The organism is Streptomyces altiplanensis (assembly GCF_053591575.1).
Map to the genome: position 1 here is coordinate 157,845 of NZ_JBSFUB010000002.1, position 16,467 is coordinate 174,311.

A 16,467-nucleotide genomic window follows, 5' to 3' on the forward strand; every position below is an offset into this window, starting at 1 on the left:
ACACCGTCCGGGCGCCCCCAGCCTAATCAGACAGCCGTGATCTTGACCCCGTCGATCATCCAGTACCAGTTCTTGCTGCCGGTGCGGTGGAAGCGGAAGCTGACGCTGGTGGCCCCGGACGGGACGTTCAGGGTCAGCGACCGGGGCTGCGAGACGACGTCCGCCGTGTACGAGGTGACCGGGACCGGGTTCGCGCCGTTCCAGGAGGCGAGGATCCGGGCGCTCTGGCCGCCCTCCTGGCGGTAGAAGGTGGTGAAGTCCAGCTTCACGGTGGCCTGGTCTCGTCCGCCCGCTCGTCGGAGTCGGCGACCGCGAAGACGCCCCGCGCGCGGACGTTGAGCTCGCGGGACTGGTCGCGCTGGGTGCGGCTCCGGAACTCGTCGGTGGCGAAGGACCAGCCGCGCCACTCCGTCACACCGCCCGTGCCCATCGTGTTGTTGATGACGGACCAGCCGCTGGGCGCGGTGTGCGTGAAACCGAGGACTCCGGCCGGGATGCCGGTCTCGTCGACCCGTCCGGAGAGCGAGGGGCGCAGGGCGTCGAAGGGGTCGGCCGAACGCTCCTGGACCGGCTTGCCGTCCGGGCCCCAGGAGGGGTCGGCGATGATGCCGAGCTGCTTGAAGACGGTGGCGGCGACGTCGACGAGACGGGTGTCGACGCGCCGCGCGCCGGCCGCGATGCCGGGGCCCGAGGAGGTGGCGGCCATCGGGCCGGCGTACAGGAGCGACGTGCCGTACGTGCCGTTCGCCATCAGGGACTTGAGGTGCGGGGCCCTGGCGGCGTCGATCCGGTCGTGGCGCAGGCCGTCCATGCCGATGACGAGCACCTTGTCGGGGCTGGTGCCGTTGGGGAGGGTGGGCGCGGCAGCGGCAGCGGCGGTGGCGGGGACGGCCGGTTCAGCGCCGGGGCGCGCGGAGGCGCCGGGCCACCACCACGAGAACCGCGCCGCCGAGGACGCAGGCGCCGGCGGCGGCCCCGAGCGCGGGCAGGTGGTCCTGGCCGGTCCGGGCGAGGGCGGGAGGTTCGCGGAGACCGCCCCTCGGGTGGTCGCCGAGGCGATCGCCGTCGGGGGCGCTGGTGGGGGCGTCCGGCTCCGGGGCGACGGGGGTGCCGGTTTCCGGATCCGAGTCCGTGCCCGTGTCCGTATCCGTGTCCGTATCCGTGTCGGCATCCGTGTCCGTATCCGTGTCGGCATCCGTATCCGCATCCGCCTTCGACTTCGCCTTCGCCTCGACAATGGCGAAGCGGTAGTCGTTCGACTCGCCGACCCACTCGCCGTCGTCGGGCTGCCGCTGGACGACGGCGGCGCTGGCGACGGCTTCGGTGGGAGCCGTGCCGGAGTCGAAGGCGAGCCGCACCTTCACGGCGACGGTACGGTCGGCGGCGACGGTGAAGCCCGGGAAGCCGCCGTCGAAGACGCCGATGTGCTCGTCCTCGTCGGTGGTGTCGAAGGGGACGTCGATCCACCGCCCCGCGCCGTCGTCGAACTCCAGCTCCACTTGCCCGGCGTCGAGCTTCCGGTCCCTGTCGGTGAGGACGACGACCGGGTGGATGTTGCGGCAGCTCCGCCCGGTGGTGTTGGTGAGCTCCAGGAGCCACTCGCCCGCCGCGCCGCCCGCCCTGTAGGTGCCGGGGCCGCCGCGCAGGCGGGTGGTGAGGGGGAAGTCGGGGGAGACGGGGTCACCGCAGGAGGGCTGCCGGCCCGCGACGGCGCCCAGGGGCGCGGCGTCGTCCGCCGCGTCGTCGTCGGCATGGGCGGTGACGGCCGCGGGAGAAGCCACAGTGGCTGCCGCGGCTACTGCGGCTCCGAGGGCGAGAACACCGCGCAGTCGCATGAGGATGAGAAGCCAAGCCTTCGCAGGTCGGGATCGCCCGGTCATGGTCCGTGACCCTGCCATGCGTGCGCGGCGGGCCTCGGACGCCACACCCCGGTGCGCTTGTACGACTGAATGAAATCCCTCCGACGGGCCAGCCGCCGGCCGCTCGCCGCGCTCCCTCCCTGTTACTCCCCCGCGCCCCCGGCGCCCGGGAACGCGACGTTCGCATGACCGAAGACCGGGGCGAGAACGAGCTGCGCGGCCCCGTCGGCGACGGCGCGCCCGTCGCCCACCGCCGCGGCGACCGGCACGGCGGGTCCGCTGCCCTCGCGCCGGGCGAGTCCGGCGAGCACCGCCCCCACGCCCCGTACGAACACGTCCTCCTGCGCGGCGACGACCCGCCCCCCGAGCAGCACCCGGTCGATGTCGAGCAGCCCGACGAGGTTGGCCGCACCGGTCCCCAGGACCCGTGCGGCCTCCGCGAGGTCGCCGCGGGCGACGGCGGCGAGGCAGAGCGCTTCGATGCAGCCGCGACCGCCGCAGGAGCAGCGGACGCCGTCCAGCTGGAGCGTCTGGTGCCCGAACTCGCCCGCTCCGGTGCGCGCCCCGCGGTAGAGCGCCCCGCCGAGCACCAGCCCGGCGCCGAGCCCCGTACCGAGGTGGAGGTACGCGAAGGACCCGCCGGCGGGCCGGGCCCGGAGGGCGAGACCGAGAGCGGCGGCGTTGGTGTCCTTGTCCACCACGACAGGCAGCCCGAGCCGCTCGCCCAGCACGTCCCGCAGGGCGAAGCCGTCCCACTGCGGAAACCCGGTGACGCGGTGCAGCACCCCCCGGCCGTGATCGAGCGGCCCCGGCACGGCGACCCCGACCCCGAGCAGCCCCCGGGGGGCGAGAGGGAGCGCCCGGGGCGGGGGAAGGACCAGGGCGTCGATCTCGCGGGACGCCGCCTCGATCACCGCCTGCGCCCCCGCCCCGAAGTCCAGCGGCGCTCTCCGCACCGAGACCGTCGCACCCGCCAGGTCCACCAGGACCGCCGTCAGCTCGTCGCGGTCGAGGTGCAGCCCGACCGCGTACCCCGCGTCCGGTACCAGCCGCAGCACCGTCCGCGGCTTGCCGCCCGTCGACGCGCGCCGGCCGGCCTCCGCCGCGAGCCCCTCCGCCCGCAGCCGCGCGGTGATCTTGCTGACGGCCTGCGGCGTGAGCCCGGTGCGCTCGGCGAGCTCCAGGCGGCTGATGCCCGCCTCGCCCGCCGTGCGCAGCAGATCGAGGATCAGCGCCGCGTTGTGGCTGCGCAGCGCCGGCAGGTTCGCGCCCGTATTGCTCCTGTTCACGAGCCCATTGTCCACCGCGCTTGCACTTTGGCAACAGCGTTGTTTAAGTGGATGCCATGACTGGCACCGGTACCGACACCCACGCGCCCCTGCGCGTCGGACTCGTGGGCTACGGCCTCGCGGGTTCCGTCTTCCACGCCCCGCTCATCGCCGCCACCGACGACCTCGTCCTCGACACGGTCGTCACCTCCAACCCGGAGCGGCGGGAACAGGCCCGCGCCGAGTTCCCCGACGTCCGCGTCGCGGCCTCGTCGGACGAACTGTGGACGCGCGCGGACAAGCTCGACCTGATCGTGGTCGCGTCCCCCAACAAGACCCACGTCCCGCTCGCGACCGCCGCCCTCAAGGCGGGCCTGCCGGTCGTCGTGGACAAGCCGGTCGCCGGCACCGCCGCCGAGGCGCGCGAACTGGCCGCTCTCGCCGAGGAACGCGGCCTGCTGCTCTCCGTCTTCCAGAACCGCCGCTGGGACAACGACTTCCTCACCCTCCAGCAGCTGATCGCCTCCGGCGAGCTCGGCGACGTACAGCGCTTCGAGTCCCGCTTCGAGCGGTGGCGCCCGCAGCTCAAGGGCGGCTGGCGCGAGTCGGGCGACCCGGCGGAGATCGGCGGGCTGCTGTACGACCTGGGCAGCCACGTCGTCGACCAGGCGCTGGTGCTCTTCGGCCCGGCGGTCCGGGTGTACGCCGAGTCCGACGTACGCCGCCCCGGCGCCGAGGCCGACGACGACACGTTCATCGCGATCACGCACGCGAACGGCGTCCGCTCGCACCTCTACGTGAGCGCCACCACCGCCCAGCTCGGCCCGCGCTTTCGCGTGCTCGGCTCGCGCGCGGGCTATGTGAAGTACGGCCTGGACCCGCAGGAGACCGCACTGCGCGAGGGCAGGCGGCCTGCGGCGGACGGCAACTGGGGCGAGGAGCCGGAGGCGGCCTGGGGCCGCATCGGCGCCGGCGAGTCCCCGGCGACGGGCGGCGGCAGCCCGGTCCCGACGCGGCCGGGCGACTATCCGGCGTACTACGCGGCCGTCGCCACCGCCGTGCGCGCGCGGACCGCGCCCCCGGTCACCGCGGCGCAGGCGGCCGCGGCACTCGACGTACTGGAGGCGGCGCGCCGCTCGGCCCGCGAGGGCGTGACCGTGGAGATCCCCGCATGAGCACGACGAACAACCCCGCGAGCCCCACAAGCCCCACGGCCGCCGAACGGGCCACCGAGCTGATCGCCGAACTGACCGCCCAGGAACGCCGCCTGGTCCTCCCCCGCTTCACCCACGAGGACGCCTGGGCGCTCGGCGGCCTCCTGGTCGAGTTGGCCCGCGAGCGCGACGCCCCGGTGGCGATCGACATCCGGCGCGGCGCGCAGCAGCTCTTCCACTGCGCGCTGCCGGGGTCGAGCGCGGACAACGACGCGTGGATCGACCGCAAGCGACGCGTCGTGGAGCGGTACGCGGAGAGCTCGTACCTGGTCGGCACGCGCTTTCGCGCGAAGGGCACGACCTTCGAGGACTCCTCGCGCCTGGACCCGGACGTGTACGCCGCACATGGCGGCGCGTTTCCGGTCGCGGTGGAGGGCGCGGGCGTGATCGGCACGGTCACGGTCTCCGGCCTCCCGCAGGCGGAGGACCACGCGATGGTGGTGGAGGCTCTGACCCGCTTCAAGGGCTGAGTCCCGGTCCCGCTTCCCGATCACAAGGCGCCCGGGGTGCCAGGGTGCCGGGGCGCCGGGAACTCACCCCGGCACCCCGGCATCCCCGCGGCGCAACGGCCCCGGCGCGCTGCGGCCACCGCCTCGACGGCCCTTCCTCGGCCCCTCGCCAGTCCTTCGCCGGGCCCTTCGCCGCCCCTTCGCCGGGCCCTGCGCCGGGCCCTTCGCCGGGAGGCGGTTACGCCTCTTTGAGCTCCTGCCGCTGGCGCCCCAGCCCCGACACCTCGAGCTCCACCACGTCCCCCGACCGCAGGTACGGCTTCGGCTCGGGCTGTCCCATCGCCACGCCCGCCGGCGTACCCGTGTTGATCACGTCACCCGGGTACAGCGTCATGAACTGGCTCACGTACCGCACCACTTCGCCCACCGGGAAGATCTGCTCGGCCGTCGTGCCGTCCTGCTTCAGCTCGCCGTTCACCCACAGCTTCAGGTCCAGCGCCTGCGGGTCCGGCACCTCGTCCGCCGTCACCAGCCACGGGCCCAGCGGGTTGAACGTCTCGCAGTTCTTCCCCTTGTCCCAGGTCCCGCCGCGCTCGATCTGGAACTCGCGCTCGGAGACGTCGTGCGCGACCGCGTACCCCGCGACGTGCGCGAGTCCGGCCTCGGCCGAGTCCAGGTAGCGGGCGGTGCGGCCGATGACGACGGCCAGCTCGACCTCCCAGTCGGTCTTCGTGCTGCCGCGCGGTACGAGAACGGTGTCGTCGGGGCCGACGACCGTGTCCGGGGCCTTGAAGAAGATGATCGGCTCGGCGGGTATCGCCGCGCCCGTCTCGGCCGCGTGGTCGTGGTAGTTCAGCCCGATGCACACGATCTTGCCGATACGGGCGAGCGGCGGGCCGACCCGCGTCCCGGCCGCGCCGTCGACCACCGGCAGTTCACCGCCGGCCGCGGCCGCGCGGATCCGGCCCAGCGCCGCCTCGTCGGCGAGCAGGTCACCGTCGATGTCCGGGACGAGACCCGACAGATCCCGGAGCGTCCCGTCCTGGTCGAGCAGCGCCGGACGTTCGGCTCCCGGCGTTCCCACACGCAGCAGCTTCATGGTCAGTCTCCTTGGTCGAGTGTCGCGCCCGGCCCCGGCCGATGGATGCGGCCATCGGAGGATTGGTCGATCCTCCAAGGTCGGAGTCCGCTCTGCAAGACCCCGTTCACGTACTGGACTGTTACGCGGCAGTAGCGACCGCGCCTCCACCAGCGGGAACATCCCGGTGGAGACAGGCCCGCTCGACCGCGCTCCAGGTCATGCTGGTGACGAGGTACAGCGCGGCGGCCAGCGGCACCACGGCCACGGTGAAGAGCGTCGCGAAGGACATCAGCGGCATCACCTTGGTCATCGCGCTCATCGCCCCGGCGCCCGGCAGCTGCGGCCCGTCCTGCGCCCCCGGCACACCCATGCCCGGTGCGGCCGCCATCTGCCGCTTGGTACTCCGGTAATTGAACGTCGCCACCGCCGCGACGACCGCGAACAGCACGACGTACAGCAGCCCCTGCGCCCCGAAGAGCCCGCCGTCCGCCAGCGCGTCGGTCCAGCGGTCGCCGAGCGGGCTGGCAAAGAGGGCGTGGCCGAGGAGTTCGTTCGGCTCGCCGGCGATCTTCCGGTTCGAGAAGAGGTGGTACATCAGGAAGAACGCCGGCAGCTGGAAGAGGCTGGGCAGGCAGCCCGACAGCGGCGAGACCTTCTCCCTGGCGTGCAGTTCCATGATCGCCTCCTGGAGGCGCTCCGGGTTCCTGCCGTGCCTCCTGCGCAACTCGGCGATCTGCGGCGCGAGCCTGGTGCGGGCCTTCTGGCCGCGGGCCGCCGCCCGTGACAGGGGGTGGACGGCGAGTCGTACGCAGGCGGTGAACAGGATGATCGCGGCGGCTGCGGCGGAGGCGTGGAAGAACGGTTCGAGCAGATCCGCGAGGCGTGCGACCAGACTGGCGAAAGCGGACATGAAGACGGACATGGTGAGCCCTCCGAAGGGTCTCGTCGTGCCGGAAGAGAGACAGATCGGCATCGACGGCCCACGCGGAGCACGCGAGGCGAGAGGCAGGAGGAGAGGTGGGGCGGCTCGCGTCCCTACGCGGTGGTCGTCGAAGGACGACGACCCGGCGCCCGGGGCCTGGTCCGCCCGCGCGCGTCGGGATCACGCTGGGGCAGGAACGCGGTGCGCTGCTCCCGGTCCCGTATCGCCGTACGCACCCGGGTGCGTGGCACCGCGGGAACGGAGCGCGCCGCGACGAGAGCGCAGGCGATGAGCGCGGAACCGGCCGCGGCGGTGGCGGCGACCGCGACGGCGGCGGAGAAGCTGCCGTTCTCGACGAGGAGGACTTCGATGAGGAGGAAGAGGACAAGGCCGACCGTGCGCGCCAACCGCGCCGAACAACTGATCACGTTCCCCCTCCTCCCACTTCACTGGCTCATCGACGATGCTAATGCCCGGCACCGACAACGGACCCTGCCGGGCGCCTCGCCTCACACGGCCCGTACTGACTGACGCACAACGCGGCCACCAGGTTCCCCACGAGCGCCACGATCCCCGCGTCCACCGTTGCGGTCGGGTGAGTACGAGCGGCTCTCCGGGCCGGGCACGGCGCCGGCGGCCCCGCCCCGGACCGCTTCCGGTCTCCACCCCTCCGAGCTCTCTCGCCGACCGGCCGCACAGCAGTACGGTATGGACCATGCGCCCCGACACGCCTGCCGATCACGCCGATCACACCGCCGAAGCCGAGCGCCTGCTGCGCACCGCGACGCAGTATCCCGAGGACCAGGAACCGCTGTACCTCCAGGCCGCGGCCCACCTGGAGCTCTCCGGCGACCGCGCCCGCGCGGCCACGCTGTACGACCAGCTCCTGGCGAAGGACCCGGACAACCCGCCCCTCGTGAAGGCCCTCAAGGCGGCCAACCTGTGGGAGTACGGCCACGAGGCGGAGGCCCGCGCGATCATCGACGGCATCCGCGCCGCGGCCCCGCGCGAGGCGGCGCCGTGGGTGATCATCGCGGAGGCCCTCGAATCCCACGACGAACTCCACGCCTCCCACGACGCCTTCACCGCCGCCGTGACCCTCCTCGTCGACCCGTCGGAGGAGATCCCGTACGCGGCCGGGCCGCTCCTCACCGGCCGCCACCGCGTACGCCGCATGCTGGGCCTGCCGCACGACGAGTGGGACGCGCGGGCGGACACCGTCAACGCCGGCCCCATCGCCCTGGACGAGCTGCACGACCCGAACCGGCTGTGGTCGCTGGGCTCGGACAACCCGGCGGAGCTCCGGGCCGAGATCGCCCGCCTGCGTGCCGAGCTGGGCACGTACCGCACCGCGCTGTCCCGCCCGTTCCCGGTGGCGATGCTGCACTGGCCCGAGGAGGAGCTGCGCGAACTCCTGGCGGCGTACCCGGCCCTGACGGCGGACTACCCCACCCACGCCGCCCACCTGTCCGCGGTCGAGGCGTCCCTGCGCGACCTGTCCTCGACTGGCACCCAGAACCTGGGCATCGTGCGCGGAACGGTCCCCTCCTACGAGGCGTTCGCCGCGTCGGAGTCAGCATCCCCCGAAGACGCGTCCCTCCTCCCCCAGTACGCCACGACCCTGGCGGCCCGCGGCCGGGCAACCTCCTGGCCCCCGGCCCGCAACGCCCCGTGCTGGTGCGGCTCGGACACCCCCTACCGCGACTGCCACGGCACCCCCGACCTCCCCTGATCCTCCCTATTACCGATGGCTCGCGTACGGCATCATCACGACCCGCTCCGCGCTGCACGGCCCGAGGGGCCTGCGCCTCCTGGGCATACGAGGCATCCGCACCAAGGCGACGGGGGCCGCGGCCCCCGTCGCGAGAGCCGGGAAACCCACCCGCCACAGGTCCGCCGGCACAATGCGCGGGTGCCCGATCCCATCCCTTCCTCCGCCGCCGTTTCGGCCCGCATGAGCCGCCAGGGCTCCCGCGACACAGCCGCCGAGATCGCCGTACGCAAACTCCTCCACGCCGCCGGCCTGCGCTACCGCGTGAACGTCCCCGTCCCCGGGATGCCCCGCCGAACGATCGACATCGCCTTCGGGCCGGCCAAGATCGCGGTCTTCCTGGACGGCTGCTTCTGGCACGGCTGCCCGCAGCACGCGACGCAGCCGAAGTCCAACGCCGAATGGTGGCGGACCAAACTCGACAAGAACATGGCCCGAGACCGGGAAACGACGAAACACCTCGAAGAGCGGGGGTGGACGGTCCTGCGCTACTGGGAGCACGAGGGGACGCGAGAAGTGGCAGCCGATGTCATGGACACCGTTCTTCAGCATCGGCCCGGGAGAGAAACGACGTAACAGGATCGTCCGGGTGTTCCACTCTTCATCGACATGCGTGACCGGCCCACCTATCGTCGTCGTCACCATTTATTGATCTTGATGCGGCAGGGGGCTCCCATGGGGAGATTGAGGTCGGTCGACGTGTGCTCGGGCGCGGGCGGTCTGGCACTGGGCCTGGAGCGCGCCGGGTTCGACCCGGTACTGCTGCTGGACAACAAAGCCGTCGCCTGCGAGACCTTGCGTCACAACAGACCGACATGGAACGTCCTCGAGATGGATCTCCTGGACTTCGATCCGGTAGAACACCAGGAAAGCTACGACGTGGACCTGCTCTCCGCAGGACTGCCTCGGGTGACGTCCTCAGCAACCGCGAACAGATTGGAAACAGGCCTCGAGCTGCGGCTCCTCGAAGCCACAGTTCTCCTGGCCCATGCCGTGCGTCCACGAGCCCTGCTCATCGAGAATGTTCCCGGGCTCGTGGACGGACCAGAATTCGCAGGGGTACGAGACTTCATCCGGAAGGAACTCGAGCACCTCGGTTATCGATTCCATTGGTTCATCCTCAATGCAGCTGATTTCGGCGTTCCCCAGGACCGGAAACAAGGCGTGCTCGTCGCCATGAAGGACCGTTTCTTCGACGCCTTCAACCAACCGACACCGACCGTTTCCCGACACATCACGGCAGGCGAGGCCCTGCATGCCTCCATGTCGCAGCGCGGCTGGACGGGGGCCGACGCATGGGCGGCACAGGCAGACCACGTCGCGCCGACCCTTGTGGGCGGCTCGGACAATCGCGGGGGCGCGGACCTCGGACTGACAGGCACCAAGAGGGCCTGGGCCCGTATGGGAATCAACGGCGGGGCTCTGAGTGACGAGGTGCCCGGACCGAACGGCATCCAGGAATCGGACAGCTCCGGGTCCCCTCTGAAGAAGCTCACCGTGCCGCAGACGGCCGTCCTGCAGTCCTTCCCCGACGATTGGGCATTCGCGGGCGGGAAGACAAAGCGATACCGACAGATCGGCCATGCATCCCCGCCTCCGGTCGGTGAGGCCCTCGGGCGAGCCATCGCCGCTGCCCTGGACGCCTGAGACCTGTGTGGGTTCTCGCCCGTCGAGGACCCACACAGCTTCCACCAGGGCCTTTGCCGTAAGGGCGGCCCTCTCGCCTCCTGTGGCTGTTGTGCCTACATCCGCCGGCTACACTTCAATCCCATGACCGCCCCCGCCTCGCACGAGTCCTCTGCCGCACCGTTCAAGATCGTTGATCTCTTCGCCGGGCCGGGCGGGTTGGACGTCGCCGCGCGACAGCTGGACCTGGTGGAGCTGGTGACCGGCATTGAATGGGATGCAGACGCATGTAAGACTCGCACGGCAGCAGGGCTACTTACCACACCAGGTGATGTGCGCGACTTCGGCCCTGAGGACTTCCCGTCCGCCAATGTCCTCGCGGGTGGGCCCCCATGCCAGACGTACACCGTCGCCGGCGCCGGCGCCGGACGCCGCGCTTTGGAAGAAATCCTCACCCTTGTCAAGCGCATGGCTGCTCGTGAGGACATCAGTGAGCACATCAAGAACCTGGACGACGAGCGAACAGGTTTGGTGCTGGAACCCTTGCGGTGGGCACTCGCCGCGATCGACAGAGGCCACCCTTACGAGGCAATCGTGCTGGAGCAGGTACCAGCCGTACTGCCTGTGTGGGAAGTGGTGGGCGAAGCTCTCAGGGATGAGCATTACTCGGTCGTCCACGACATACTGCGCACGGAGGAATACGGGGTGCCGCAGACTCGTCGTCGCGCCATTCTCATCGCTCGCTATGAAGGCAAGGACCGGGCCAACAAGGTTCGGGCGAGCCTGCCCACGCCGACGCACCACCCGTACAGAAAAGGCGTGGCACGCCCGAAAGCGGGCGGGGGGTTGCAGCCCTGGGTGACAATGAACGACGTGCTCAAGTGGCCACAGCCGTTCGAAGTGATCTCCAACTACGGCACGGGCGGCGACCCCAAGGCCCGCGGACGACGTACCTCCGACGAACCGTCCGCCACTGTCACCGGGAAGATCTCCCGCAACCGGGTCGTAGCTGCCGACGGCACGGAATCCCGATTCACCGACGCCGAGGCAGGACAGCTGCAGACCTTCCCGGCCGACCACAAGTGGTCCGGTCGCGGGATCGCGCAGCAGATCGGCAACGCCATCCCGCCACGCCTCGCCGTCCACGTCCTCGCCGCAGCCCTCGACCTCGGCGAGGAGAGACTCAACAGCGCCATCGCCGCTTTGGAAGCCTCCGTGATTCCCGGTAAGCGGCCCAGGCACGAAGGTCGCCCAGGCCATGTACCGGCCCCCACTCGGGTGGAACTAGAGGTACCGGCACCTGCCCGAGCGCAGCCGGAGCTGGTCAACTCTCGTCGGTGACTTTCCCTCGAACCTTGGCGTCCACGAACAGTTCCTCGAAGTAGCGGACGAGGGTGTCCACTGCCTTTTCCGGCACCGGGCCGTCAGCGGGACCGTCCGGAAGGAACTTGCGGGACACCGGCGGAGCCGAATCGGCCTCGTGGATCCAATCCTCGAGGAGGCTGCCGTCCCACTCGTCGTCCGCCGCGAACACGTCGTACATCAGCGTGCTCGCGGCGGTGTTGGCGACGGCGGCCAGGGCGTTCACCTCGCGGCCCTTGCTCGCCGTGCCCTTCTCCACGAGCCGTATCAGCGCCTGGGCCGTGGGTCGGTGGTCGATGATGTCGAGTCTCAGGACTGTATTGAGGACATCCTGATTCCCGCACGCCACCTGCACCGGACGGTAGTCGGCCCCGTCACGGAACAGTTCGGCGGCCCACCACAGGCGTGAGAACGCCTGCGTGTAGTGAGCACCGCGGAAGCGCTCGGCGGCGACCATCGGAGGAAGACCGTCCTTCTCCTTGGTCGGCAGGTGACGCCACACGACGTAGTCCGGAGCGACGGACAGGGCGATGAAGTTCCACAGCCTCGCGTCGGCCGCTTCTCTGCGGGTCAGCCGGAGAGCGGCGTGCATGCGCGGAGCCAGCCAGGCATCCGCCTTCGTGCGCGCATCGTCGCGGTAGAGGTGCATGACGTCGTCGATCAGATCCCTCAGCGGCTCGACATCCAGCCGGACGCCCGCGCCGTCGAGCAGCTCGGTGCTCTTGTTCAACGCGATGCAAGGAGGGTTCTCCTTCCCGGCCAGCACGCCCATGCTCAAGTTTTTCGCGGCATTGGCATCGGAGAGCAGCGCCAAGCGGTCCGGCATGTGGTCGGGCTTGTCGGTCACGCCTTGCTTCCTTTCTGGGACGTTTCGAGGACTCTGACGGCCGTGCCGAGGTGCCTGGCGACCTTGGCCCGACGTGTGGCGGCGTAGTTGATGCGCGACTGCAGTTCGTTCCACCCCGAGGACTCGCTGCGCCGAGCATGAATCTCACGCAACGCGTCGGCTCCGGACTGGTCGGGCAGTACGTCGGAAAGCATCCCCCGCAGTACCGCGTCCCGCCAGCCGCCCGGCCATTGAGGGTTTCCTTCGGCATCCACTTCAAGGTCGCTGACGGCCGAGTGGAACACCGCAGTCCAGACGTCGGTCGCGATCTGCGCCGCGAGCATGTCCCGGACGGCCTTCTCCATCGGACTCCCATTGGAGTTGAGGAGTTCCGCAATGCCCTCGAAACCCGTGTTCAGGTGGACGGTGGGCATGTCCCCCGACGTCTCGATCAGCCACGGAGAATCCTTGAACGGCCGCAGCCACTCGTGCGGTCCGTCACGGAAGTCGACCTGGTCGACCTGAAGTTCATGTCGCCGGACCGGGGTTCGGGCCGTGAGGTCCACCAGCCAATTGTCCTCGGACCGCCCGACGACGCGCCCCCGCACCCCCTCGACGGTCGCGACAACCATGACCGAGAGTTCTGCCTGACTGCGGTATGCGGACTTCCAGAACCGGAGCTGTCCGGCCCATGTCGGGCTTCCGCTCGACTCCTGTTCGAGGAGGGTGGTCGTACGGGAGTTGGTGGCCTTCTCTGTCAGTACGGCGATGACTGCCACGTCGCTCCAAGGCCCGGCGGACAGCTCTTTCGCGGGCAACGTGGCTGTGATGCTCAGCCGGGAAGTCTCCCAGTCGTCCCGCTCGACCTGGTGGAGAGCGACCACACGCTCCTGATTCGAGAAGACCGAGGTCTCCAGATCCGTCCGGTCCTGCCTCACCGCGGTCACGCGAAACGTGACCTCGCCCGCCAGCGTCCTGTACGGAAAGACCCTCATTCGGCAGCGCCCCTTGCCTTCTGCAGTTCAACGATCAGACCGGCCAGATCGGCGCGGACCGGGTGGGTGGACACATCCGTCGTCCCGGCGAACGTTGCCGTCCGCGCGCCCGCCTTGAAGTGCAGCGTGCCGTCCACGACTTGACAGTTCTCCAGCGCGACGATCTCCGACCATCCGACGGAAGGCCTGCCGCCGGAGCGGACATCGAACCTGGCGACCGGACTCATCACCCAGGGGTCCTGCCGCGCGGGCAACTTGACCTCGGCCTTGACCTGCCAGGCCCCGAACGAATCGACTTCGGCGTCGAGGTCCCGGATGGTCGGGAAGCTGTTGGTCCTGGCGCCTCCGGCGGGGCCGCCGTCGAGTCGCAACAGGTCTCGAAGCGCCTTGGGGCCGTCCTGGTTCTGGTCCTTGCGACGCCCCACGAGTTCCCGTACGGCCGCGTTGGCCACCTTCGTGAAGGCGGAGATACGCCGGTACGCCGTGGGCGAGTAACTGGCCCACAGCTCCTCGGTCTGTCCCCATTTGTTGTGCTCGGGAGGCTCGGACGCTCGCAGGAAGGCTTCGGCCCGGTCGGCGTTGTCCGCGGCCGCTCCCGCCGCATGGCCGGCCAGAAGCACCGCCTGGAAGGGGCTCGTACCGAGAGAGAGGTCGGGCACCCTGGCCGACTTCACTGTCATACGGCTGCCGCGCATGCTCACCAGCTGATTGGGCTTGCCGTCGCCGTCCTCGGCCGCTGTGACCAGCAGGACGGCCCGGTGCTCGACCGTTCCCCTTTTGCCACCCGGCTCCGGCACCTTCAGGGGCACGCGGGTCATGGCGACCTGTCCGGCATCGGTGAGGCGCTCGACCGTGGTGCCGTCGAAGTACGCCTTGAGCGCCCTCGTCCGCGACGGCTGCGCGAGCTGCGGGTCCACGCGCTGTTCCTTGACCACCACCTGGCCGTTGCGAAGGGTCCGAACCGATGCCTCCAGCAGCGGAGCCACCTCGTTACCGGAGGTCATCGCGGCCCAGAAGTTGTTGCCGAGCGCCGTCACCAACTTCTCGTGCATCGACTGCACAGTTTGCTCGTCCGCTCCGTCGTCCTCACCGGCCGCGTCGTTGAACATGCTCGCGACGTCGTGGGCGCCGACAATCAAGAACGAGGTGCCGGGCTCGGAGCTCTCCCGTGTGAGGTGCAGCCGTGCGACCGTTTCCTCGTCCGCCCACCAGGAGCGGGCCACGTCCTCGCTGCCGGGTGCCGTATCAGGTTCCCCGAGCCATGCAGGACCCGCACATGCCACCCCGTCGACCACTCGCCAGGGGAGATCCAGCCGGCCGATGAGTCGCCGCTCGGTGCGCCCTTCGTGCGGCACGGACAGAGTCGAATTGATCAGCACCATTCCGAGCCGGCTGGTAGCCCACAAGGTGGCCTTGCCCAGCCCGTACGAACCACCCGCGCTGTCGTCGGACTTCCGGCTGTCGAGCTGGCGTCGGACGACCGCGGCGAACCGACCGTCCTCGTAGTCGTCTCCGGTGAGCCCCGAGGCGTTGTAGTCGTCGACCTTCAGGAGAATGAGCCGGTCGTGCTCATTCATCTCCTTCAGACCCTCGGCAATGACCCTTCCGACCTTCTGTTCCTGAGCGGCGGCAGTTTCGTAGTGGGGATAGAGGTCGTCCCAGCCAATCGCTTCACGGAAGCTCGCCAGGGCCTCACCGGTCAACTCGTGCAAGGTGTACCGGACTCGGACGGGCTTCGTTCGATCGAGCCGCTCGTCCAGGCTGTTCTGAGTGGCTTCGCGCGCCAAGACCTCCACATCGGCCTCGAAGGCAAATGCGGCAGCATTTCCGAAGTCCCGTCCACCGTCGGCGTACGCGGGACGGTGGTACCAGGAAATCGGCCGGGTGGAAACGGCGTCCGTCGTACGAGTGTGGATCGTCCCGGGGTCGGTCCCGATGGCAGCCGCGATGGCGCGCATCGTCTCCTCGCGAGGGACGGCTCGGCCCGTGATCCATGCCGAGACAGCAGCCCGCGTCAGCCCGACCCTCTCGGCAAGCTCGGCCTGACTGATGCCCAGCCGCCTCAACTGGCGGGCGAGCCAAGGCCCGAAGTCTTCTCCACCGTCCACCCGTGACCACTCCTCAGCCGGTACCGGCAACAACAAGTCGAGACAACCCTATCAGGGGATTTGACACGAGAATCTTTGTAAACCAGCAGTTGACACCCCACCCCGCATCACCGAACCATATTCTCGCCAATCCAATTGCCCGAATAAGGGACCCATGTCCACATTTGATACGTCCCGAGCCTCATTCGCCGACGCCACCCCGCCCGACCGAACAACCGGATGATCGAATTCCACTTCAATGCTGAACGCCACAGGCGATTCACCTGGTCCCTTTTTTACCCGATTCCTTCCTCACGCACCGAGAGGCGCTTGCGAAACAGCCGCTCACATGCCTAACGTTGTGTCAGTTCTACCCAGCGCTTTGGGTCACACCCGCCGCGTGGGGTTACGTGGCATACCCTCTCACCCCTGGGCTGGCCCAACACTTCCCTGACCGGAATTCCGCAATACGCAGACACCTGCGGCCGGAAAAAAATCGCTTCGCTGCCACCTCTTGCGACACGACGCCATTTCCCCTACGGTCGAAATTCGCGACAGCCCCACCTGTCACTCGATGAACATGCCCCAATACGGGTGTGTGCACTTCCAGGAACAGAGCGCCATGCATTTATCCGAGCGCATTATTTCGACAGAAAGTAGGGCCAGTCGTGGCTGATGATTCCGAGCTGGAGAAGATGCGCCGATTCGTCGCCCAGTACGAATCCTGCGAGGACCCGGACCTGGAGTTCGAATTTCTCGAACAGAGCGGTACCACGTTCGAGACCGTCAGACGCTATCGCCAGCTCATCGCGGCGGCCGACCTTCGTTCCCTTGCGGCCACCCGGGCTGCACGTAAGGGCATTCGGGCGGCGCGGAGCCGTGGTCGGCGCAACCGCCCCACGCCGGTAGCCCCTCCCGGGCATCCGCGGAACCGCCGCCGCCGTCCCCGCGTCACCGTGGTCATCACGGTGCGCATCGTGGTCGAGCGGTCGTAACCCGACATACTG

General features: G+C 69.6%; 15 protein-coding genes and 1 pseudogene. 7 read left to right on the forward strand and 9 right to left on the reverse strand.

Going from position 1 to position 16,467, the window contains the following annotated elements:
• Positions 1-26: 26 nt before the first annotated feature.
• The 3 genes and pseudogenes from ACWD0Y_RS01610 to ACWD0Y_RS01620 form a co-directional block, all read right to left on the reverse strand.
• A pseudogene (locus tag ACWD0Y_RS01610) lies at positions 27-919 on the reverse strand (hypothetical protein); the annotation flags it as partial.
• Positions 897-1,835 carry a hypothetical protein gene (locus ACWD0Y_RS01615; protein WP_450258462.1) on the reverse strand — a complete coding sequence of 313 codons (939 nt, stop codon included), beginning with the start codon at positions 1,833-1,835 and terminating at the stop codon, positions 897-899. The pseudogene ACWD0Y_RS01610 and the gene ACWD0Y_RS01615, both read right to left, overlap by 23 nt.
• Positions 1,836-2,002: 167 nt before the next feature.
• Positions 2,003-3,148, reverse strand: coding sequence for an ROK family transcriptional regulator (locus ACWD0Y_RS01620; RefSeq protein WP_450258463.1), 1,146 nt, complete (start codon positions 3,146-3,148; stop codon positions 2,003-2,005).
• 56 nt (positions 3,149-3,204) lie between these two features.
• Here ACWD0Y_RS01620 and ACWD0Y_RS01625 point away from each other — a divergent pair, with 56 nt between their 5' ends.
• Positions 3,205-4,302 (forward strand): Gfo/Idh/MocA family oxidoreductase, encoded by a 1,098-nt coding sequence (locus tag ACWD0Y_RS01625; RefSeq protein ID WP_450258464.1) that lies wholly within the window; start codon positions 3,205-3,207, stop codon positions 4,300-4,302.
• Positions 4,299-4,811 (forward strand): heme-degrading domain-containing protein, encoded by a 513-nt coding sequence (locus tag ACWD0Y_RS01630; protein ID WP_450258465.1) that lies wholly within the window; start codon positions 4,299-4,301, stop codon positions 4,809-4,811. Before ACWD0Y_RS01625 ends, ACWD0Y_RS01630 begins: the two co-directional genes overlap by 4 nt.
• Positions 4,812-5,028: 217 nt before the next feature.
• Here ACWD0Y_RS01630 and ACWD0Y_RS01635 read toward each other — a convergent pair whose 3' ends face one another.
• From ACWD0Y_RS01635 to ACWD0Y_RS01645, 3 genes are all read right to left on the reverse strand, one after another.
• Positions 5,029-5,889, reverse strand: a complete 861-nt coding sequence (locus ACWD0Y_RS01635) for a fumarylacetoacetate hydrolase family protein (protein WP_450258466.1) — start codon at positions 5,887-5,889, stop codon at positions 5,029-5,031.
• Positions 5,890-6,010: 121 nt separating this feature from the next.
• Positions 6,011-6,793 carry a YidC/Oxa1 family membrane protein insertase gene (locus ACWD0Y_RS01640; protein WP_450258467.1) on the reverse strand — a complete coding sequence of 261 codons (783 nt, stop codon included), beginning with the start codon at positions 6,791-6,793 and terminating at the stop codon, positions 6,011-6,013.
• Positions 6,794-6,906: 113 nt separating this feature from the next.
• On the reverse strand, positions 6,907-7,221 hold the full coding sequence (locus ACWD0Y_RS01645; protein ID WP_450258468.1) for a DUF6412 domain-containing protein: 315 nt from the start codon (positions 7,219-7,221) through the stop codon (positions 6,907-6,909).
• Positions 7,222-7,508: 287 nt separating this feature from the next.
• Between ACWD0Y_RS01645 and ACWD0Y_RS01650 the strand changes: the two genes are divergently transcribed.
• The 4 genes from ACWD0Y_RS01650 to ACWD0Y_RS01665 all read left to right on the forward strand — a co-directional run bounded on the left by ACWD0Y_RS01650 (position 7,509) and on the right by ACWD0Y_RS01665 (position 11,531).
• Entirely contained in the window at positions 7,509-8,525 is a 1,017-nt protein-coding gene (locus ACWD0Y_RS01650; protein ID WP_450258469.1) for a tetratricopeptide repeat protein, read from the forward strand.
• A gap of 222 nt (positions 8,526-8,747) precedes the next feature.
• Positions 8,748-9,140 carry a very short patch repair endonuclease gene (locus ACWD0Y_RS01655; protein ID WP_450258491.1) on the forward strand — a complete coding sequence of 131 codons (393 nt, stop codon included), beginning with the start codon at positions 8,748-8,750 and terminating at the stop codon, positions 9,138-9,140.
• Between the two features lie 99 nt (positions 9,141-9,239).
• Positions 9,240-10,211 (forward strand): DNA cytosine methyltransferase, encoded by a 972-nt coding sequence (locus tag ACWD0Y_RS01660; protein ID WP_450258492.1) that lies wholly within the window; start codon positions 9,240-9,242, stop codon positions 10,209-10,211.
• A gap of 123 nt (positions 10,212-10,334) precedes the next feature.
• Positions 10,335-11,531, forward strand: coding sequence for a DNA cytosine methyltransferase (locus tag ACWD0Y_RS01665; RefSeq protein ID WP_450258470.1), 1,197 nt, complete (start codon positions 10,335-10,337; stop codon positions 11,529-11,531).
• Here ACWD0Y_RS01665 and ACWD0Y_RS01670 read toward each other — a convergent pair.
• From ACWD0Y_RS01670 to ACWD0Y_RS01680, 3 genes are read right to left on the reverse strand one after another with little or no spacing between them, the layout of a single operon-like run.
• A complete protein-coding gene (locus ACWD0Y_RS01670) occupies positions 11,515-12,399 on the reverse strand; it encodes a DUF6339 family protein (RefSeq protein WP_450258471.1) in 885 nt (294 codons plus the stop codon). The two genes, ACWD0Y_RS01665 and ACWD0Y_RS01670, sit on opposite strands and share 17 nt — an antisense overlap.
• Positions 12,396-13,325: a hypothetical protein gene (locus ACWD0Y_RS01675; RefSeq protein WP_450258472.1), complete on the reverse strand. Its 930-nt coding sequence runs from the start codon at positions 13,323-13,325 to the stop codon at positions 12,396-12,398. The genes ACWD0Y_RS01670 and ACWD0Y_RS01675 overlap by 4 nt, the downstream gene beginning before the upstream one ends.
• Before the next feature lie 44 nt (positions 13,326-13,369).
• Entirely contained in the window at positions 13,370-15,481 is a 2,112-nt protein-coding gene (locus ACWD0Y_RS01680) for a helix-turn-helix domain-containing protein (protein ID WP_450258493.1), read from the reverse strand.
• Between the two features lie 647 nt (positions 15,482-16,128).
• Between ACWD0Y_RS01680 and ACWD0Y_RS01685 the strand changes: the two genes are divergently transcribed.
• A complete protein-coding gene (locus ACWD0Y_RS01685) occupies positions 16,129-16,455 on the forward strand; it encodes a hypothetical protein (RefSeq protein ID WP_450258473.1) in 327 nt (108 codons plus the stop codon).
• Positions 16,456-16,467 lie beyond the last annotated feature (12 nt).